Source organism: Neisseria sp. P0001.S005 (assembly GCF_051963715.1).
Genome location: NZ_JBQCTZ010000069.1, coordinates 1 through 17,137, shown reverse-complemented (window position 1 = coordinate 17,137; position 17,137 = coordinate 1). Strand labels below are relative to the sequence as shown.

At 48.9% G+C, this 17,137-nt stretch carries 15 protein-coding genes and 1 tRNA gene; 4 read left to right on the top strand and 12 right to left on the bottom strand.

From position 1 onward, the window contains the following. Nucleotides 1–419: 419 nt before the first annotated feature. Nucleotides 420–608: a hypothetical protein gene (locus ACTHSP_RS10170; RefSeq protein WP_440346048.1), complete on the top strand. Its 189-nt coding sequence runs from the start codon at nucleotides 420–422 to the stop codon at nucleotides 606–608. A gap of 65 nt (nucleotides 609–673) precedes the next feature. Here the strand turns inward: ACTHSP_RS10170 and ACTHSP_RS10165 are convergent, their stop codons facing one another. From ACTHSP_RS10165 to ACTHSP_RS10150, 4 genes are all read right to left on the bottom strand, one after another. After that, nucleotides 674–1,867 (bottom strand): amino acid aminotransferase, encoded by a 1,194-nt coding sequence (locus ACTHSP_RS10165; protein ID WP_049352775.1) that lies wholly within the window; start codon nucleotides 1,865–1,867, stop codon nucleotides 674–676. 99 nt (nucleotides 1,868–1,966) lie between these two features. Further along, nucleotides 1,967–2,617, bottom strand: coding sequence for an HAD family hydrolase (locus tag ACTHSP_RS10160; protein WP_049352777.1), 651 nt, complete (start codon nucleotides 2,615–2,617; stop codon nucleotides 1,967–1,969). 69 nt (nucleotides 2,618–2,686) lie between these two features. Beyond that, the gene (locus ACTHSP_RS10155; RefSeq protein WP_049352779.1) at nucleotides 2,687–3,631 is read right to left on the bottom strand and encodes a cation diffusion facilitator family transporter; all 945 of its coding nucleotides are present in this window, start codon (nucleotides 3,629–3,631) and stop codon (nucleotides 2,687–2,689) included. Between the two features lie 15 nt (nucleotides 3,632–3,646). Next, nucleotides 3,647–4,477 carry a ferritin-like domain-containing protein gene (locus ACTHSP_RS10150; RefSeq protein ID WP_049352781.1) on the bottom strand — a complete coding sequence of 277 codons (831 nt, stop codon included), beginning with the start codon at nucleotides 4,475–4,477 and terminating at the stop codon, nucleotides 3,647–3,649. 289 nt (nucleotides 4,478–4,766) lie between these two features. Between ACTHSP_RS10150 and lolA the strand changes: the two genes are divergently transcribed. Further along, on the top strand, nucleotides 4,767–5,387 hold the full coding sequence (gene lolA, locus ACTHSP_RS10145) for an outer membrane lipoprotein chaperone LolA (RefSeq protein WP_049352783.1): 621 nt from the start codon (nucleotides 4,767–4,769) through the stop codon (nucleotides 5,385–5,387). Nucleotides 5,388–5,463: 76 nt separating this feature from the next. Here the strand turns inward: lolA and glmM are convergent, their stop codons facing one another. Both glmM and ACTHSP_RS10135 read right to left on the bottom strand, forming a co-directional pair. Next, nucleotides 5,464–6,801 (bottom strand): phosphoglucosamine mutase, encoded by a 1,338-nt coding sequence (gene glmM / locus ACTHSP_RS10140; RefSeq protein WP_049352784.1) that lies wholly within the window; start codon nucleotides 6,799–6,801, stop codon nucleotides 5,464–5,466. A gap of 199 nt (nucleotides 6,802–7,000) precedes the next feature. Further along, nucleotides 7,001–7,858: a c-type cytochrome gene (locus tag ACTHSP_RS10135; protein ID WP_003685059.1), complete on the bottom strand. Its 858-nt coding sequence runs from the start codon at nucleotides 7,856–7,858 to the stop codon at nucleotides 7,001–7,003. Between the two features lie 285 nt (nucleotides 7,859–8,143). Here ACTHSP_RS10135 and ACTHSP_RS10130 point away from each other — a divergent pair. After that, nucleotides 8,144–8,219 (top strand) — tRNA-Arg (locus ACTHSP_RS10130). 91 nt (nucleotides 8,220–8,310) lie between these two features. Here ACTHSP_RS10130 and ACTHSP_RS10125 read toward each other — a convergent pair. Beyond that, nucleotides 8,311–9,504 carry an amino acid aminotransferase gene (locus ACTHSP_RS10125; RefSeq protein WP_049352787.1) on the bottom strand — a complete coding sequence of 398 codons (1,194 nt, stop codon included), beginning with the start codon at nucleotides 9,502–9,504 and terminating at the stop codon, nucleotides 8,311–8,313. 110 nt (nucleotides 9,505–9,614) lie between these two features. Further along, nucleotides 9,615–10,388, bottom strand: a complete 774-nt coding sequence (locus ACTHSP_RS10120; protein ID WP_049352790.1) for a FadR/GntR family transcriptional regulator — start codon at nucleotides 10,386–10,388, stop codon at nucleotides 9,615–9,617. 428 nt (nucleotides 10,389–10,816) lie between these two features. On the opposite strand from ACTHSP_RS10120, the gene ACTHSP_RS10115 reads away from it, so the two are divergent. Then, complete coding sequence (locus ACTHSP_RS10115) at nucleotides 10,817–12,793, top strand: TonB-dependent copper receptor (RefSeq protein ID WP_440346047.1); 1,977 nt, start codon at nucleotides 10,817–10,819, stop codon at nucleotides 12,791–12,793. A 127-nt stretch (nucleotides 12,794–12,920) separates the two neighbouring features. Here ACTHSP_RS10115 and ACTHSP_RS10110 read toward each other — a convergent pair whose 3' ends face one another. The 4 genes from ACTHSP_RS10110 to ACTHSP_RS10095 form a co-directional block, all read right to left on the bottom strand. Beyond that, the gene (locus ACTHSP_RS10110; RefSeq protein ID WP_049352792.1) at nucleotides 12,921–14,258 is read right to left on the bottom strand and encodes a sodium-dependent transporter; all 1,338 of its coding nucleotides are present in this window, start codon (nucleotides 14,256–14,258) and stop codon (nucleotides 12,921–12,923) included. A gap of 267 nt (nucleotides 14,259–14,525) precedes the next feature. Next, entirely contained in the window at nucleotides 14,526–15,431 is a 906-nt protein-coding gene (locus ACTHSP_RS10105; protein ID WP_141752822.1) for a metal ABC transporter solute-binding protein, Zn/Mn family, read from the bottom strand. Nucleotides 15,432–15,510: 79 nt separating this feature from the next. Then, the gene (locus ACTHSP_RS10100; protein WP_003747573.1) at nucleotides 15,511–16,386 is read right to left on the bottom strand and encodes a metal ABC transporter permease; all 876 of its coding nucleotides are present in this window, start codon (nucleotides 16,384–16,386) and stop codon (nucleotides 15,511–15,513) included. A gap of 76 nt (nucleotides 16,387–16,462) precedes the next feature. Further along, on the bottom strand, nucleotides 16,463–17,137 hold a 675-nt coding region (locus ACTHSP_RS10095; protein ID WP_440346046.1), incomplete at its 5' end, for a metal ABC transporter ATP-binding protein.

Here is a 17,137-nt window from a genome sequence, read left to right as displayed (position 1 = left end):
CCCCTGTTAGATAAGGGGGGCGCCATCGGCGCGCGTGAATCCGCCTTTGGCGTGTCGCTTACGCTGCCACCGCCAAAGGCGGCTATACGCGCTTTCTTAATTTCCTGATTCATCATTGTGGGAGTTCCTTACTCATAATTTCACGAACGGACAACCGGCCGTATTCATTGGCTTCGTTTTGGGTTTTATAAATGCGGTCGGGTGAAGAGATAGGAAAATTGACGGTTCGAAGACAAAGGAAATCTGTGTCATCTTCTTTGAAAATACGGACGATAAATGACTTCGGAAAAGTCGGTGGTTCGGAATTGACGGTGTAGAAAACTATGCACATGAGAAAAGCCCCTTTGTTAAAGGGGCTTTAGTTATGTTAAAAATGCCCCTGCGATAGGGCGCAATATATAAGGCCGTCTGAAAAAGTATTGGCGCGTATACAAAGATGGGGGATTTGGCCGCTGTTGTTTGCATGGCTGCCGATTATTGGCGATGCCCTCCCCCTTGCTGCAGGCTGGATCAGGCTCAATGCTTTGCATTGCGCCATCATTCTGATTGCAGGCAAACTGCTGCGCTATGCCATGATTTATTGGGGAATGAGCGCAGTTGCCGGATAAGCCACCACAGTCAAAAATAAAGGCCGTCTGAATGATTCAGACGGCCTTTGCCTTTAATTCGACAATTACAAAACTTTCACAATGCTTTCGCACAGGTAGTCGATGTTGTCATCGGTAATGCCTGCAACATTAATGCGGCCGGAGCGAACGGCATAAATGGCAAACTCGTTTTTCAAACGGTCAACTTGTTCGGGAGTCAGACCACTGAAAGAGAACATACCGTTTTGTTCGATAATGAAATCAAAGTCTTGAGCTGCGCCTTTGGCTTTGAGCAACTCGACAAATTTTTGGCGCATGGCTTTGATGCGGCCGCGCATTTCATCAAGTTCGGCAATCCACTGTGCTTTCAAATCATCATTTTTCAACACCAGCGCAATGGTGTTCGCACCGTGTGAAGCAGGGTTGGAATACAAGGTACGGATGATGGTTTTGACTTGGCTGTGGGCGCGGGCTGCAGTTTCTTCATCTTCAGCCACCAAAGTGAACGCGCCGACGCGCTCGTTGTACATACCGAAGTTTTTGGAATAAGAGCTGGCAATCAGCAATTCTGTATTGTGTTTCAAGAACACGCGCAAGCCGTAGGCGTCTTCTTCCAAACCATTGCCGAAGCCTTGGTAGGCAAAGTCAAACAATGGCAACCAGCCTTTTTCGGCAGAAAGTTTTGCCAAAGTTTCCCATTGTTCGTGCGTAGGGTCGATGCCGGTAGGGTTGTGGCAGCAGCCGTGCAGCAGGACGATATCGCCTTTTTGCGCTTGGCTCAAGTCTTCAATCATACCGTCCCAATCCAAACCGTGTTTGGCGGCATCATAGTAGCGATACGGTTTGTCTTGGATACCGACCGCTTTGGCGATGGCATTGTGGTTTGGCCAAGTCGGATTGGAAATCCAGATGGTTTGCGCATTCAACTGACGTTTGGCAAACTCGGCCGCAATACGCAATGCGCCTGTACCGCCAAGGCTTTGCGCTGTTTTGGCACGACGGCTGGCAATGATTTCGTGGTCTTTGCCAAACAGCAGAATTTGGGTTTGCTCGTTGTAGTCGGCAACGCCGTCGATGGTCAGGTAGTTTTTGGTTGTTTCGCTTTCCAACAGGCGTTTTTCAGCCTCTTTGACGGCTTTGACAATAGGCGTCGCACCGGATGCGTCTTTGTACACGCCGATACCGAGGTTGACTTTCTCTGGACGGGTTTCGGCTTTAAACGCCTCGCCCAAACCTAAAATCGGATCAGCAGGAGCAGCTTCGATATGCTTGAAGAACATGATTTTTCTCTTTACAAGTAGTAAAACGGTTGAAAAAATACAAACTTAATACGATTTTACGCCGTTTCAGGCCGTCTGAAAACGGATTATTACGGGGTTTTAACGCAAGATTGCCAACAAATCCAAAGGCGTGGCAATACGGAAATCGGCAAGCCAGTTTTCGGTTTGGTCTTCGGCGGAAATATAGCCCCAATCGGCCAGCACGGTCGTCATGCCTGCATTTTTTCCTGCCTGCATATCGCGCTCTGCATCGCCGACATAAAAACATCGCTGCGCCTCAACGCCAATCTGTTCGCACGCATAAAACATAGGCTTCACGCTGGGCTTGGGTTCATCGCAAGTATCGCCACTAACAATCACGGCAGGAGGCACGGTAAACCCGAGCTTAGGCACGAGGACATCGGTAAAGCGCATAGGCTTGTTGGTGATAATGCCCCATTGGATACCGCGTTGAACTAAGGCTTCCAGCATTTCGTTTACGCCGTCGAACAAGATGGTTTGGTCAGCATAGCAGCGGCTGTATTCATCCAAAAACTCTTTGCGCCATTGCATATAATCCGGATGGTCGGGCGTAATGCCTGCACCAAGCTTGAGCAAACCGCTTGCACCGTGGCTGGCCTGCGGACGGATTTCATCCATGCTTTTTTCTGGCAAACCGTGTCGGCGCAATACCGTGTTGAGCGCGCCACCCAAATCAAGTGCAGTATCGGCAAGCGTGCCGTCAAGGTCGAATAATACGGCTTGGGTCATAAGTGTTCCTTTGATGATTTTAGAAGGCCGTCTGAACAATCCAACAAGTTTCAGACGGCCTGAATATGGTTAATGGTGATGATGTTCGTGCATTTCTTGCGAACACAAAACTTCATCTTTATGCGGATGCTGTTCGCTTTCAATCTGAATCGTACAATGCCCGATGTTGTGATGCGCCAATTCATGTTCGATGCGATAGACGATTTGTTCGGACTCTGCAACCGTCATACTGCCATCGACAACAATATGGCAGGACAAAACGTGGATATTGCTGGTAATCGTCCAAACATGCAAGTCGTGAACAGATTTTACGCCCTCCGTATTGCGGATAACGCTGAGCAACTCATCGGTATGGATGTTTTCCGGCGCGCCTTCCATCAAAATGTGCAAAGTCTGTTTAAACAGCTTCCAGCCGCTGCGCCCTACCAAAGCCGCTACCAGCACGCTGGCAACCGTATCCGCCCATTGCCAGCCATACGCCATCATCAGTACCGCTGCGACAATCGCCCCTATCGAGCCGAACAAATCGCTGATTACATGAAGATACGCGCCGCGCATATTGACGTTTTCTTCAGTGTCGCCATTTTTCAACATATAAACGGCCACGCCGATATTAACCAACAAACCGATGATACTGACCACCAACATGCCGCCCGTCAAAATTTCCGGCGGATAAAACAATCGTTTGACTGCTTCATAAAAAATCATCGCCGCAATCAACACCAGCGACAATCCATTAAACATCGCCGTCAAAATTTCAAAACGCTTATAGCCAAATGTTTTTTGCAGCGTGGTCTGTTTCTCGCCAAGTTTGAATGCCCACAATGCCACGCCCAGCGAAAACGCATCGCTGAACATATGCCCCGCATCGGAAAGCAGGGCCAAAGAGTTGGTCAGCCAGCCGCCGACCGCCTCAACCAGCATAAATCCGGCAATGACGAAAAAGGAAATACGCAATACCTGCTTATTGGCGGTATGCGTATGCGCGTGCGAATGATCGTGATGATGTGCCATGATGATTTTACCGTTTCAGACGGCCTTTTTATCCTGTTTCAAACTTTTCTCAAAATCTTCCAACATATCCAGCTCGAAACGGCTGAATCCTGCACGTTCCCGTGCTTCGATATTGACGTAGCCGCGGAAGATAAACATATCGTAACGCGCAATCAGGCTGCGGAACAGGGAAACCGGTTCCAAACCGCGCTCACGGCAAAGATGCTGATACCAATGATTGCCGATGGCGACGTGTCCCACCTCATCGCGATAAATAATATCCAACACATCGCAGGTTTCTACATCGCCACGCTGCGCCACTTTTGCACGAATACCCGGCGTAACATCCAAACCGCGCGCTTCCAATACCCGTGGCACCAAAGCCATGCGCAACAAGGGATCGTAAGCGGTTTTATACGCCATATCCCACAAATGCCCGTGCGCTTCAAAATCGCCGTAATCGTAGCCCAAGCTGTTCAGACGGCCACGCATCAAGCAGAAGTGAAACACTTCTTCTTTCGCTACCCTTACCCAATCGCGTACAAACTGAAACGGCATATTGCGAAAACGATACGCCGCATCCAAAGCCAGATTAATCGCATTAAATTCAATGTGCGCAATCGCGTGCAACATAGCCGCATATCCTTCGACCGTATTCATCTTGCGCGGCGTGACTTCTGATGGCGCAACCAAACGCGGACGCAACGGATGTCCGGCAAAACGGCAATCCACAGGTTTCGACTCATCAACCGTCAAACCTTCCGCCTCGCCCAACTGCGCAAACAAGGCCTGCGTCAATCTTCCCTTTTCATCCGGATTGTCCGACAGCAAAGCCTGTTCCAATAAAGGATAAGGATTCAGATACATACAAAACCATTGTTTTAAAAAGATAAATATTATAACCGTTTTAAAAAGCAAACAGAAAGACTATAATTTCATGCTTTCCGTAAAATGACATTAAATACCACACCAAACCCTTGCTCGTTTCATTAAAAAAACGTCAAAACCAAATGCAGGCCGTCTGAAGAAATGAAATTATTTCAGTCACTTGATTGGATTTTTCATATTTACACAAATTAAACCCTCCATTCAGCCCCTTGCCTGTTACACCATAACGTCTATACTGAACCCATCTCTCCGAACAAGGAACCAAAACATGAAAACTACCCGACTGTTCACCCTGACCGCTGCCACGCTGCTTTCTTCAGCCATCGGCTTTGCACAAGCCGGCGCAGTGGACGCCCTGAAAAAATTCAATAATGACGCCGACGGTATCAGCGGCAACTTCAGCCAAACCGTTCACAGCAAAAAGAAAACCCAAACCACACACGGTACATTCAAAATCCTGCGCCCGGGCTTGTTCAAATGGGAATACACCAAACCCTACAAACAAACCATCGTTGGCGACGGCAAAACCATTTGGCTCTATGACGTAGATTTGGCGCAAGTAACCAAATCCTCACAAGACCAAACCATCGGCGACAGCCCTGCCGCCATCCTCTCTAATAAAACGGCATTGGACAGCAGCTACACGCTGAAAGAAGACGGTTCTGCCAACGGTATCGACTACGTTTTGGCTACGCCTAAGAAAAACAACGCCGGCTATCAATACATCCGCATCGGCTTCAAAGGCGACAACCTCGCCGCCATGCAGTTGAAAGACAGCTTCGGCAACCAAACCAGCATCAGCTTCAGCAGTTTGAACACCAAGCCTAACCTTTCCAGCGGTATGTTCAAATTCACGCCTCCTAAAGGCGTTGATATTTTGAGCAACTAAGCTTCTGATGAAATACAAAGGCCGTCTGAACAACAGACGGCCTTTTATTTAGTTCAATTAAAAATCAAACACACTGTTACTTTTGACCTTGAATGGCAGCGGCAATTTTTTCTGCGCCTTTTTTCGCCCAGTCTGCCTGCTTGGCTTCCACCATCACACGCACGACAGGCTCGGTACCGGATGCACGCAAGACCACGCGGCCTTTGTCTTCGAGTTCTTTTTCCACTTCAGCCAAAGCCTCTTTGGAAGCGTCCTGCCAGTTTTGGCCTTTTTTAATACGGACGTTAATCATGGTTTGTGGATAAGGCTGCCAATCGGCGCAAACTGTGGCAAGGTCTTGATTCAAGGTTTGCAATGCCGCCAAAACTTGCAGCGCGGAAATGATACCGTCGCCGGTATTGTGTTTGTCCATACACAAAATATGACCGCTGGCTTCTCCGCCAATCAGCCAACCGCGTTGGTGGAGCTGTTCCAACACATAGCGGTCGCCCACTTTGGCGCGACAGAAATCAACGCCCTGCTCTTTCAAAGCAATTTCCATCGCCATATTGGTCATCACTGTACCCACCACGCCGCCGATTTCCACGCCTTCGTGCGCGCGTGCTTTGGCAATCACATAAATCAGGCTGTCGCCGTCATACACTTTGCCATTGCGGTCAACCATCATCAATCGGTCGCCATCGCCATCCAAGGCAATGCCGTAATCGGCTTCATTTTGCAACACAGCCGCTTGCAAAGCTTTCGGATGGGTTGCACCACATTTCTCATTGATGTTGTAGCCGTTTGGCTCATCACCGATACTGACCACTTGCGCACCCAATTCGTGGAATACTTTAGGCGCAACTGCATAGCCTGCACCATTGGCGGTATCGACCACCAATTTCAGACCGCGCAAGTCCAAATGGCTTGGGAAAGTGGATTTACAGAACTCGATATAGCGGTCATCCGCACCATTAATCCGGCGCGCGCGGCCCAAACGGCTAGACGGCTGGGCTTTCATTTCTTCATCGATTTTGGCTTCGATTTCCAACTCGATTTCATCGCTCAACTTCACACCGCCTTCTGCAAAGAATTTAATGCCGTTGTCGGAATAAACGTTATGGGAAGCAGAAATCATCACACCGGCAGACAAACGCAAAGCGCGGGTCAGATACGCTACACCCGGGGTCGGCAGAGGGCCGGTTTGAATAACATTGACACCTGCGGCAGTAAAGCCGGCAATCAGCGCGGCCTCCAGCATATAGCCTGAAATACGCGTGTCTTTACCGATTAAAACGGTCGGTTTAATTTCACCTTCGTGCTGTACCAAAACCTGACCTGCCGCATAACCCAATTTCAAGACAAAATCAGGATTGATAGGGAATTGACCGACTTCGCCGCGTACACCGTCAGTACCGAAATATTTTTTTGCCATGAGATAACTCCGTGATTGTTTTGTCGTATGTGAATATGGTTGAACTTCTTTAAAAGAATATTGTGTTTGAAGGCCGTCTGAATCTTTCAGACAAACCATAATCTACTACTTACGTATTATAGCAAGATCAGGCCTTCCTGCACGAAAAAAGCGCATCCTATGCAGAATGCGCTTTCTATTCGAGAGTCAAAGTCAAATCTTAGAATTTAGCACCAGATTGATTAGCCATGTAATCAACTGCAGCTTTCACTTCATCGTCGCTCAGGCTGCCGTTACCGCCTTTGGCAGGCATTGCGTTAAAGCCTTCGATTGCATGTTTGTGCAGGGTGTCTTTACCTTGTTTGATACGAGGAGCCCAGTCTTCTTTTTTGCCTACATGAGGAATACCGGGAACCGCACCACCGTGACATGCTTGGCAACTGGCTTCGTAAACTTTTTTACCGTCTGCACCGCCGGCAGCTGCGCCTTTGTCTTCAGCTTTGGCAGCATCTGCTTTAGGAGCATCGGCAGGAGCCGCACCCTCAGCAGCAGGAGCTGAAGCAGCTTCGCCGGAAGCAGCGGCATCGGCAGGAGCCGCAGCATCAGGATCAGGGAAAGTACCGCCGGCTTTGTTGGCCATATAAGTAATCACGCGTTTCAATTCTTGATCGGTCAAATCAGCCGCACCGCCTTTGGCAGGCATTGCGTTGAAACCGTTCAAAGCGTGTTGGAACAAGGTGTCAAAACCTTGGGCGATACGAGGAGCCCAATCGCCTTTGTTTTCAAATTTAGGCGCATTAGGAACAATGCTGTCCGCCGCGTGACATTGGATACAGATTTTGTTGAAAATCTGGTCGCCTTGACGTTCGCCGACAGGGATGCCGTCGCCCAGTTTGAGTTGGCCGACTGGCTGGATACGGGTTTGAGTCGCAGCTTCGGTTGTTTCGTTAACATCGCCGAATGAACCGCTTCCTGCCAATTTGATCAGGAAGAAAATCACTGCAATAACAATAACGATACCGCTCACAAGGGTGAACAATGCAGAGCCTTGGGCTTTGTGGTCGCGGAGTTGTTTCATTTGGTAGGCCTCGCCGTTAGGTTAGGTTGTGCTGTAAGTTATAGTTTATGTGTTAAACGCAATTAACAATATTTTGCTGGATTATACTGAATTCGCAAAGGCTTTCCAATCCATCTTGAGAAAAAGATACGCAAAAATCCTCAAAAAGGCCGTCTATAATCCATAAGCCTTTGTAGTTAATTGATTATTCCAGCCATGCAAAAAAGTGACCGCCAATGCCACTTTCAGACACTTTCAAGATAAACTTTGCCAATAAAGCCAATATGCGTTAACCTTACGGCTTCCGCACCCATAGCTCAGTTGGAAGAGTGTCAGTTTCCGAAGCTGGAGGTCACAGGTTCGATCCCTGTTGGGTGCGCCAATTATAAATAGGCCGTCTGAAAGATGAAAATTTTTCAGACGGCCTTTTGATTTACTTCAAATAAAACTACATTCAATTTCAGATTGAACGGCTATTGCAACACTTTGGCAAATGCCTCGGCCACATAATCGATATTTGATGCATTCAAACCGGCCACACACATCCTGCCCGAATCAAGCAAATAAACGGCAAACTCGTCACGCAGGCGGCGTACCTGCTCTACGGTCAGGCCTGTATAGCTGAACATGCCGCGCTGTTTGATGAAATAGCTGAAATCGCGATTGGGGATTTTGGCCGTCAAAACATCATAAAGCTTCTGACGCATGGCACGGATACGGTCGCGCATGGCGTAAACCTCGTTCTCCCACAAAGCGCGCAAATCATCGCTGTTCATCACATCAGACGCAATATATGCACCATGCGCGGCAGGGCTGGAATAAATGCGGCGGACGGTAAATTTTAACTGTCCGAACACCAGCTCTGCTTCTTCCTTATTGGGACACACTACGCTCAAACCGCCGACGCGCTCTCCGTACAGCGACAGGTTTTTCGAGAAAGAGTTGCTGACAAACAAAGGCAGACCCATTTCGACGGCTTTACGGATTGCATAGGCATCGCTGTCCAAATCCTCGCCGAAACCTTGATAGGCAATATCCATAAATGGAATCAGCTTGTGCGTTTTGATGATGTCCAACACTTCATCCCATTGTGCTTGCGACATATCTACGCCGGTCGGGTTTTGACAGCATGGGTGCAAGATCAAGACGCTGTTTTCCGACAATGTTTTGAAAAACGCAGTCATTTCTTCAAATTTCACGCCGACGGTTTCAGGGTTGTAATAAGGATACGTCCCCACTTCAAAACCTGCGCCTTCAAAAATGCCTTTATGGTTGTCCCACGTCGGATCGCTGACATAGGCTTTTGCATCAGGGAACCAACGGTGCAAAAAGTCGGCACCGACTTTCAATGCCCCCGATCCGCCTAAAGTCTGTACGGTTGCAACACGCCCTTCTGCCAATGCCAGATTATCCTTGCCAAACAACAAACGCTGAACCGCGCTTCGATAAGTGTCCAAACCTTCCATCGGCAGATAAGGCGATGGTCGCGGTACGGCCGCACGCTCTGCTTCTGCTCGGCGGACAGATTCCAAAACCGGCATTTTGCCTTCGTCATCAAAATAAATGCCTATGCTCAAATTGACTTTTTCAGGACGCTCGTCGCGTTTGAAGGTTTCAACCAAACTCAAAATCGGGTCGCCCGGATAATACTCGACATGACGGTACATGGTGCTTCCTTTGTTTTCAGACAGAATTGATGAAGATTGTGGCACTAAAAGTCCTTATTTGCAAAATCAGGCCGTCTGAAAAATTCAGACGGCCTGATTATTTTTAAACGCTACCAATCTACCCGTTTCAAATCATTTTGTGCCAATACATCCGCATGCTCGCTGCGGCTTTGATATTCCCTGTCCTGCAAAATGCGGTGGGCGACATAATTCAAATGCAGCTTGGCCGCTTCAGCAGCCTCTGCCGGTTTGGCCTGGGCAACGGCTTCAAAAATAGCGCGGTGCTGGGCAATCAATGTCGGGCGCGGGTCTTCGGTTTGATGGATATAGATAATGCCGCTGCGTGTTTGCTGATAAAGCATTTTGAGCAGGCTGCTGGAAAGGTGGCTGAATAGGATATTGTGTGCAGCATCGGCAATGGTTTGATGGAAGCTGACGTCTGCTTCGGCCTGATGCTCCAAATTTCCGCTTTCACAAGCCGTTTCAAACTTCTGCCTCCAAAAGTCAATGCGTTTCAAATCGGCGTCAGTCCGTCTTTCGGCAGCCAGCGCCGCCATACAGCCTTCAACATGACAGCTAAAATCGAATACGTCTGTTTCCCAATTGGTATGTTTGCCGAGCAACTCCTGCCAGCTTTGTAAAAAATCCTGTTGCGGCTTGACGGAAACATAATAGCCATCGCCCTGCCGCGCTTCCAAAACCTGCTTCGCAATCAAGATATTCAATGCCACCCTGACCGACGGACGTGATACGCCGAATTCTTCCGCAAGCGTACGTTCGGGAGGCAATTTACTGCCTTCTTCATAAATGCCGGTAGCGATACGTTCTTCCAAAACGGCTAAAACCTGATCGCTGATTTTTTGCGGACGAACCAATTTCGTCATGTTGTATTCCTGATGATTGAAGGACAGTTTTATTCAGACGGCCATAAATTGGATTGACCAATTGGCCGCCCATTCTAATCAATCCCCTATTTTTTCGTCAAGAAATGTTATCAAATCGCAACATCAATAGAAAATCATAAGCAAATGACGCTTTCTATACCAAATATCTTCTTGCTTTCAGTTAAATAATTAAATTAATGAAATTCCCAATAATCAAGTTTAAAACCATATTGGTATTTTTTATGAACTGCTTAAGAAGAATCAAATTTTACCATTACTGGTATAACCAAATCACGAACCAGCAAAACATGCAAATAAAATGATAAATATTGATATAAGTTAAAAACAGTATGTTTTAATTTTACTAAACTTTATATATACTACTTAAGCATTACTCAATATGACACTTAATAATAGAGAGAAACTACATGAAATACCCACCATTACTTATCTTGCCTATCGTCTTAGCCGTATCCCAAGCATGGGCAGACACTGACCCTGTACCTGAAGAAACAGTTACCCTTTCCCCTGTCACCGTCACCGGCACACAACAACAAAAAACCAACCGCGTTACTTTCAACCCCAAAGCTGCTTTGCAACCCCTCCCTGCCGGTGACGGGGCAGACCTTTTGCAATCCGTGCCTAATATGAGCATCATCCGCAAAGGCGGCAGCTCGGGCGATCCATTATTCCGTGGTTTGGGCGGCTCGCGCCTCTCCGTCAATGCCGACGACCAGTTTATTTATGGCGGTTGCGGTATGCGTATGGACCCACCGACTGCCTATATTCACCCAAACTCATTTGATCAAGTCGTGGTCACCAAAGGCCCGCAAACCGTCACCCAAGGCATGGGCTTGGTCAGCGGCTCGGTACAATTTATCCGTAAAGATCCTGATTTCACTGAAAAACCTTATAACATTAACGCCACTCTGACAGCAGGCAGCAACGACCGCCTTGACGGCTCGCTGGAAGCCGAGTTCGGCGGCAAATACGGCTATGTCCGCACCAATATCTCCCATAACGAAGCCGACGACTACAAAGACGGCGACGGCAACCGCATTCATTCCAACTTCAAACGCGACAGCCAAATGTTGCAACTGGGTGTTACCCCGACAGAAAACACCACCATTGCCGGTACATACGAGCGCAGCAGGGCCAAGGTTGCCTACGCCGACCGCATGATGGACGGCAGCAAATTTGACCGTGATGCGTGGAATATCCGTTTTACCCAACGCAACCTCACACCATGGTTCAGCGAGTTGGAACTGCGCTACGGTAAAAGCGAAATCGACCACGTGATGGACACATACAGCCTGCGTACCATCTACGACCGTGCCGGCAAGCAGATTAAAAATGCCAACAACCCTAAACGCAATACCGATACAGGCCGTCTGAAAGCCACTTTCGACTGGGACAAGCTCAACCTGCAAACCGGTTTGGACTATCTGGACGACGTCCACGTCGCACGCATGGAGCGTGGCGGCGACGGCTACAGCCACAAGCCTTACATGCCCAACCAAAGTTTCAAACAATGGGGTATTTTCACCGAAGCCTCTTGGCAGCAAACCGACAATCAACGCTGGGTAGCAGGTTTGCGCCATGACCAAGTCAAAGCGCATTACGATACCGCGCGCGTGACCGACCCCGTTTTGAAACATCAAAAATTCAATTTGAACTCAGGCTTCCTGCGTTGGGAAAGAAATACGGACAACGGCCTGAAATACTATGCCGGCTTCGGTATTGCCGAACGTGCGCCTGACTACTGGGAACGCCTGCGCTCTGAAAACAAAGCTATCCGAGCAGAGCAAAACCGCCAAATCGATGCTGGTGTAATCTGGAAACGTCCTAACCTCCACGCGTCTGTATCCGTATTCGGCAGCGACATCAAAGACTTCATCATGATGGAGCGCCAAGGCATGAATTTCGGCGTGCGCAACATCAACGCTTCTCGCTTTGGCGGCGAAGCCGAAGTCAAATGGACATTTGCGCCTAACTGGGAAGTCGGCACCAGCCTCGCCTACACCCACGGCAAAAACCGTACCGACGGCAAACCTTTGGCACAAACTCCGCCACTCGAGTGGAACAACACCCTCGCCTTTGACAACGGCAAATTCAGCGCGGGCGCATTATGGCGCGTCGTAGCCAAACAAAACCGTTACAGCAAAGGCCAAGGCAATATCGTCGGTCAAGACATCGGCGCTTCTTCGGGCTTTGGCGTACTCTCGCTTAACGCCGGTTGGAAATTCAGCAAATACGCCACATTGCAAGGCGGCGTGGACAACGTGTTCAACAAAACCTATGCTGAATTCGTCAGCCGCGGCGGCGACCCGTCTGCCGGTACACAAACCATGCGCGTGAACGAACCCGGCCGTACTGCATGGCTGAGACTGCAAGCGAAGTTCTAATCAGCCTCGCGCATATATAAAAAGGCCGTCTGAAAAATTTTCAGACGGCCTTAATATTTTTAATGATGTTTTTAAACAAACAGTCCGGCGAAACAATGCAACGCCGGACTGTTTGCTCTCTATCGGATTAAATCAAACCCAAAGAGTTGATGAACACCACAATAATCGCAATCGGCGCAAGATAGCGAAGCACACCCAGCCACAGGTAAAGCAACTGTTTCGGAATGGTACTGCCCATGCCCGCATCGCGCAGGACGGACTGTTTGTCCTGAACCCATGACGTAAACACGGCAACGCTCAATGCGCCAATCGGCATGATAACGGCGGAAATAATGAAGTCCCACAAGTCAAAAATGGTTTTGCCGAAAATTTTAAACTCGCTCCAAACGCCAAATGACAGCGCCGAAGGAATACCGACTATGAAAATCGCAATACCGGTTACCCAAGCGTGACTGCTGCGCTTTTTCTCGTCTTGACGGATGGTTGCTGCGATAACGGTTTCCAGCATGGAAAATGCGGAAGTCAGCGTCGCAAAGACAACCAACAGCATAAACACGGCAAACAAATATGTACCCATCGGCATTTTCATGAATACCGCAGGCAACACAATAAAAATCAAACCAGGGCCTTGACCGGGTTCAAAACCGAAGGCAAATACCGCAGGGAAAATCACCAAACCGGCCAGCAGCGACACAAACAGGTTCATCCACATAATCATATGGCCGGAGCGGAACATATCCTGATCCTTACCCAAATACGAAGCATAGGTAATCATCGCAGACACGCCGATACTCAAGGCAAAAAATGCCTGACCCAAAGCAGTCAGCATCGTGCCCGGTTTCAAATACGACCAATCCGGTTTCAACAAGAATGCCACGCCTTCCATTGCGCCGGGCAAGGTCAGCGAACGAACGGCCAGTGCGATAAAGAGGATAAACAAACCCGGCATCAACACGCGGTTTGCCTTTTCAATGCCGTTTGAAATGCCGCCTTTAACCACCCAAATGGTAATCAGCATGAACAAGCCTTGGTAAAACAGCGAGCCAAACGGTGAAGAAATCGTGTTGCCGAACAAGGCTTCAAAATCCGCACCGGCATGAATTTCGCCGGTAAAGCTGTGCACAACGTAGTTCAACACCCAGCCGCCGACCACGCTGTAAAACGACAGCAAAATAAAACACGCGGCCACACCCATGCGGCCGACCCACGGCCACTGCGAACCCGGACGCAATGCTTTGAAAGAATCGATGGCGTTTTTACCGCCCGTACGGCCGATGTAAAACTCGGCCAGTTGAACCGGCAAGGCTACCAAAATCGTAAAAATCAAAAACAAAAGAAAAAATACAGCGCCACCGTTTGTACCGGCCGTATAAGGGAATTTCCAAATTGCACCCAAACCGATGGCCGAGCCTGCCGCAGCAAGCACAAAGCCGATTTTGGATGACCAAGACGAATGGTTGCTCATGATGTAATATTAAGAAACGTGAAGATGCCGAATTGTAACAGGGTGAAGTCAAGCCGTGAGTGGCTGACGGACAGCCGATAAGCAATTCGCACGGATGGTGCGTACTTACCAAGCAAATTAGCATGAATTTTTGATAATTAAACTTTTAATAGCACAAATTTTATTTTTATATTTTAAATTTGACGGTTTATTTTAAAAATAAGCATATAAAAGGCCGTCTGAAACCTTGTTTTTAAGGTTTCAGACGGCCTTTATCCTTAAGCCGCTTTATTTTTTCATGGCATCGGTCAAAACTTTGACATTGTAGCGGTACATACCGATGTAGCTGTTGGCCGGTGCGCCACCCAATGCATCAGAATACAAACGTCCGCTGACATTGACGCCGGTTTCTTTGGCAATACGGTCAATCATACGCGTGTCTTTGATGTTTTCAGTAAAGACGGCCTTAATGCCCTCGCGTTTGATTTGGCGGATGATGGAAGCCACTTGTTTGGCAGACGGCTCGGCCTCACTGCTCACGCCTTGTGGGGCGATAAATTCAATATTGTAGCGTTTACCCATGTAAGAGAACGCATCGTGTCCGGTCAAGACTTTACGCTTGGCGGCAGGCACGGCATTAAAGGCAGCCTGTACATCGCTGTGCAGTTTTTTCAGCTGCATTTGATAGTTGCCCAAACGTTGCTGATAGTAAGTTTTACCTTCAGGATCGGCTTGAATCAAAGCATTGGCAACGTTTTGCGCATAAGTACCCATCAGAACGGGGTCGGTCCAAACATGCGGGTCAAACTCGCCATGATCGTGATGATGGCCTTCGTGATCGTGGTCATGATGATGGCCGCCCTCTTCTGCTTTCAACGCCTGAATGCCTTTGGTCGCTTCGGCAAAAGGAACTTTGCTCTGTTTGACTGCGCGCTGTACATCGGCGGCTTCCAAGCCCAAGCCGTTGAGCAATACCAATTTGGCACTGCGGATTTTTTTGATGTCGCCACTGGTCATGTGGTAGGCATGGCTGTCTTGATTTGCGCCCACCAAGCTTTGAACGGCCACACGGTCGCCACCAATCTGTTTGGCCACATCGCCCAAAATGCTGAAGCTGGTCACAACAGGCAAAGGAGCGGCATAAGCGGCACCGGTCAATAATGCGGCAACAATGCCGAGTTTCCAATGTTTCATATTCTCTCCAGTGATATAACGTAACATTAACATCATCATAAGACAGACCGCCTGATTATTCAAGCGGCCGTCTGAAAAATTATGCCGTGCGGTGTTTCTTGCGGCGCAGCCATTTTGCCAAAATGCCGCCTTCCCAACCAAACACAACGGAAATCAGGTAAAGCGTGCCGCAGCATAAAATAATCGCAGGGCCGGACGGGATTTCGATATGGTAGGAAAACAACAGTCCTGCCAAGCCGCAAAGCAAAGCCAATGCGACAGACAAAATCATCAGCCAACCCATGCTTTTCGCCCACAGTCTGGCGGTAATCGCCGGCAACATCATCAAGCCGACCGACATCAGCGTACCCAATGCCTGAAAACCGGCAACCAGATTCATCACGACCAGCACCAAAAACAGCACATGCCAAAAGCCGCCCTTGCCGCCGACGGCCTTGAGGAACAAAGGGTCTATGCTTTCCAACACCAGCGGGCGGAACATGACCGCCATCAGCAAAATAGTGACACTTGCAGAAACGGCAATCAGCTGCAAAGCCGGAATATCCACTGCCAACACCGAACCAAACAGCAAATGCAGCAAATCGACGCTGCTGCCGTTTTTGCTGACCAAAACCACGCCGATGGCAAGGCTGCTCAAATAAAATGCGGCAAAGTTCGCATCTTCTTTCAATGAAGTAAACCGGCTGACCAAACCTGCCAACAAAGCCATCAGCAACCCGGCCGCAAAACCGCCGACACTCATCGCAGGCAAACTCAAACCGGCAAACATATAGCCAATGGCCGCACCGGGCAAAACCGCATGGCTCAAGGCATCACCCACCAAACTCATGCGGCGCATCACCAAAAACACACCGACAGGCGCCGCGCTCAATGCCAGGCAGAAAATCGATGCCAAGGCATAGCGCATAAAGTCAAATTCGACGAACGGCGCGACGACCAAATCATATAAATCCATGTTTTATCGCTTTTTTATTAATCTCTGAAAGCCTTAGGCCGTCTGAAAAACACTTACTTTCAGACGGCCTTATCCATTAAACCGCGCACCAATCGGCCGCTTCCTGTTTCTGCATCATTCGGTTTGCCTGTGCCAAAAATTCATCAGTCAACACATTTTCCGTCGCACCGGCAGTCACTTTTTCACGCGCCAAAAGCAGCGTGTTGGCAAAATATGCCCTCACCTGCTCGTAATCATGCAACACGGCAATCACAGCCTGACCGTCCTGATGGCACTGGCGCAAAACTTCCAACAGTGCATAAGTCGTCCGCGCATCCACCGCGTTAAACGGTTCGTCTAGCAACAAAAATTTGGCATCCTGCACCAGCATCCGCGCGAATAACACACGTTGGAACTGGCCATTGGACAAGTGCGCGATTTGGCGCGTGGCAAAATCCTGCATTTCCACGCGTTCCAAAGCCGCCATTACGCGCTTTTTCTGCTCCGCGTTCACGCGTCCGAAAAATCCGATTTCATACCACAGCCCCATCGCCGCCAGTTCAAACACTGTCATCGGCTGGCTGCGGTCAATATCCGACTGCTGCGGCAGATAGGCAATATCCTTGCGCGCCATATTTTCATAGCGCACGCTGCCCGTGTCCGTCTTCTGCAAACCCATAATGGCTTTGAGCAAAGTCGATTTGCCCGCGCCGTTCGGCCCGAAAATCGTCCACATCTTGCCATCTTCAAACACCATATCGACATGGTGCAC

Bases quoted from the DNA above. Each gene is read 5' to 3' on its own strand.
- ACTHSP_RS10165 (WP_049352775.1), bottom strand. From the start codon at position 1,867: ATGTTCTTCAAGCATATCGAAGCTGCTCCTGCTGATCCGATTTTAGGT.
- ACTHSP_RS10160 (WP_049352777.1), bottom strand. From the start codon at position 2,617: ATGACCCAAGCCGTATTATTCGACCTTGACGGCACGCTTGCCGATACT.
- ACTHSP_RS10155 (WP_049352779.1), bottom strand. From the start codon at position 3,631: ATGGCACATCATCACGATCATTCGCACGCGCATACGCATACCGCCAAT.
- ACTHSP_RS10150 (WP_049352781.1), bottom strand. From the start codon at position 4,477: ATGTATCTGAATCCTTATCCTTTATTGGAACAGGCTTTGCTGTCGGAC.
- lolA (WP_049352783.1), top strand. From the start codon at position 4,767: ATGAAAACTACCCGACTGTTCACCCTGACCGCTGCCACGCTGCTTTCT.
- glmM (WP_049352784.1), bottom strand. From the start codon at position 6,801: ATGGCAAAAAAATATTTCGGTACTGACGGTGTACGCGGCGAAGTCGGT.
- ACTHSP_RS10135 (WP_003685059.1), bottom strand. From the start codon at position 7,858: ATGAAACAACTCCGCGACCACAAAGCCCAAGGCTCTGCATTGTTCACC.
- ACTHSP_RS10125 (WP_049352787.1), bottom strand. From the start codon at position 9,504: ATGTACCGTCATGTCGAGTATTATCCGGGCGACCCGATTTTGAGTTTG.
- ACTHSP_RS10120 (WP_049352790.1), bottom strand. From the start codon at position 10,388: ATGACGAAATTGGTTCGTCCGCAAAAAATCAGCGATCAGGTTTTAGCC.
- ACTHSP_RS10115 (WP_440346047.1), top strand. From the start codon at position 10,817: ATGAAATACCCACCATTACTTATCTTGCCTATCGTCTTAGCCGTATCC.
- ACTHSP_RS10110 (WP_049352792.1), bottom strand. From the start codon at position 14,258: ATGAGCAACCATTCGTCTTGGTCATCCAAAATCGGCTTTGTGCTTGCT.
- ACTHSP_RS10105 (WP_141752822.1), bottom strand. From the start codon at position 15,431: ATGAAACATTGGAAACTCGGCATTGTTGCCGCATTATTGACCGGTGCC.
- ACTHSP_RS10100 (WP_003747573.1), bottom strand. From the start codon at position 16,386: ATGGATTTATATGATTTGGTCGTCGCGCCGTTCGTCGAATTTGACTTT.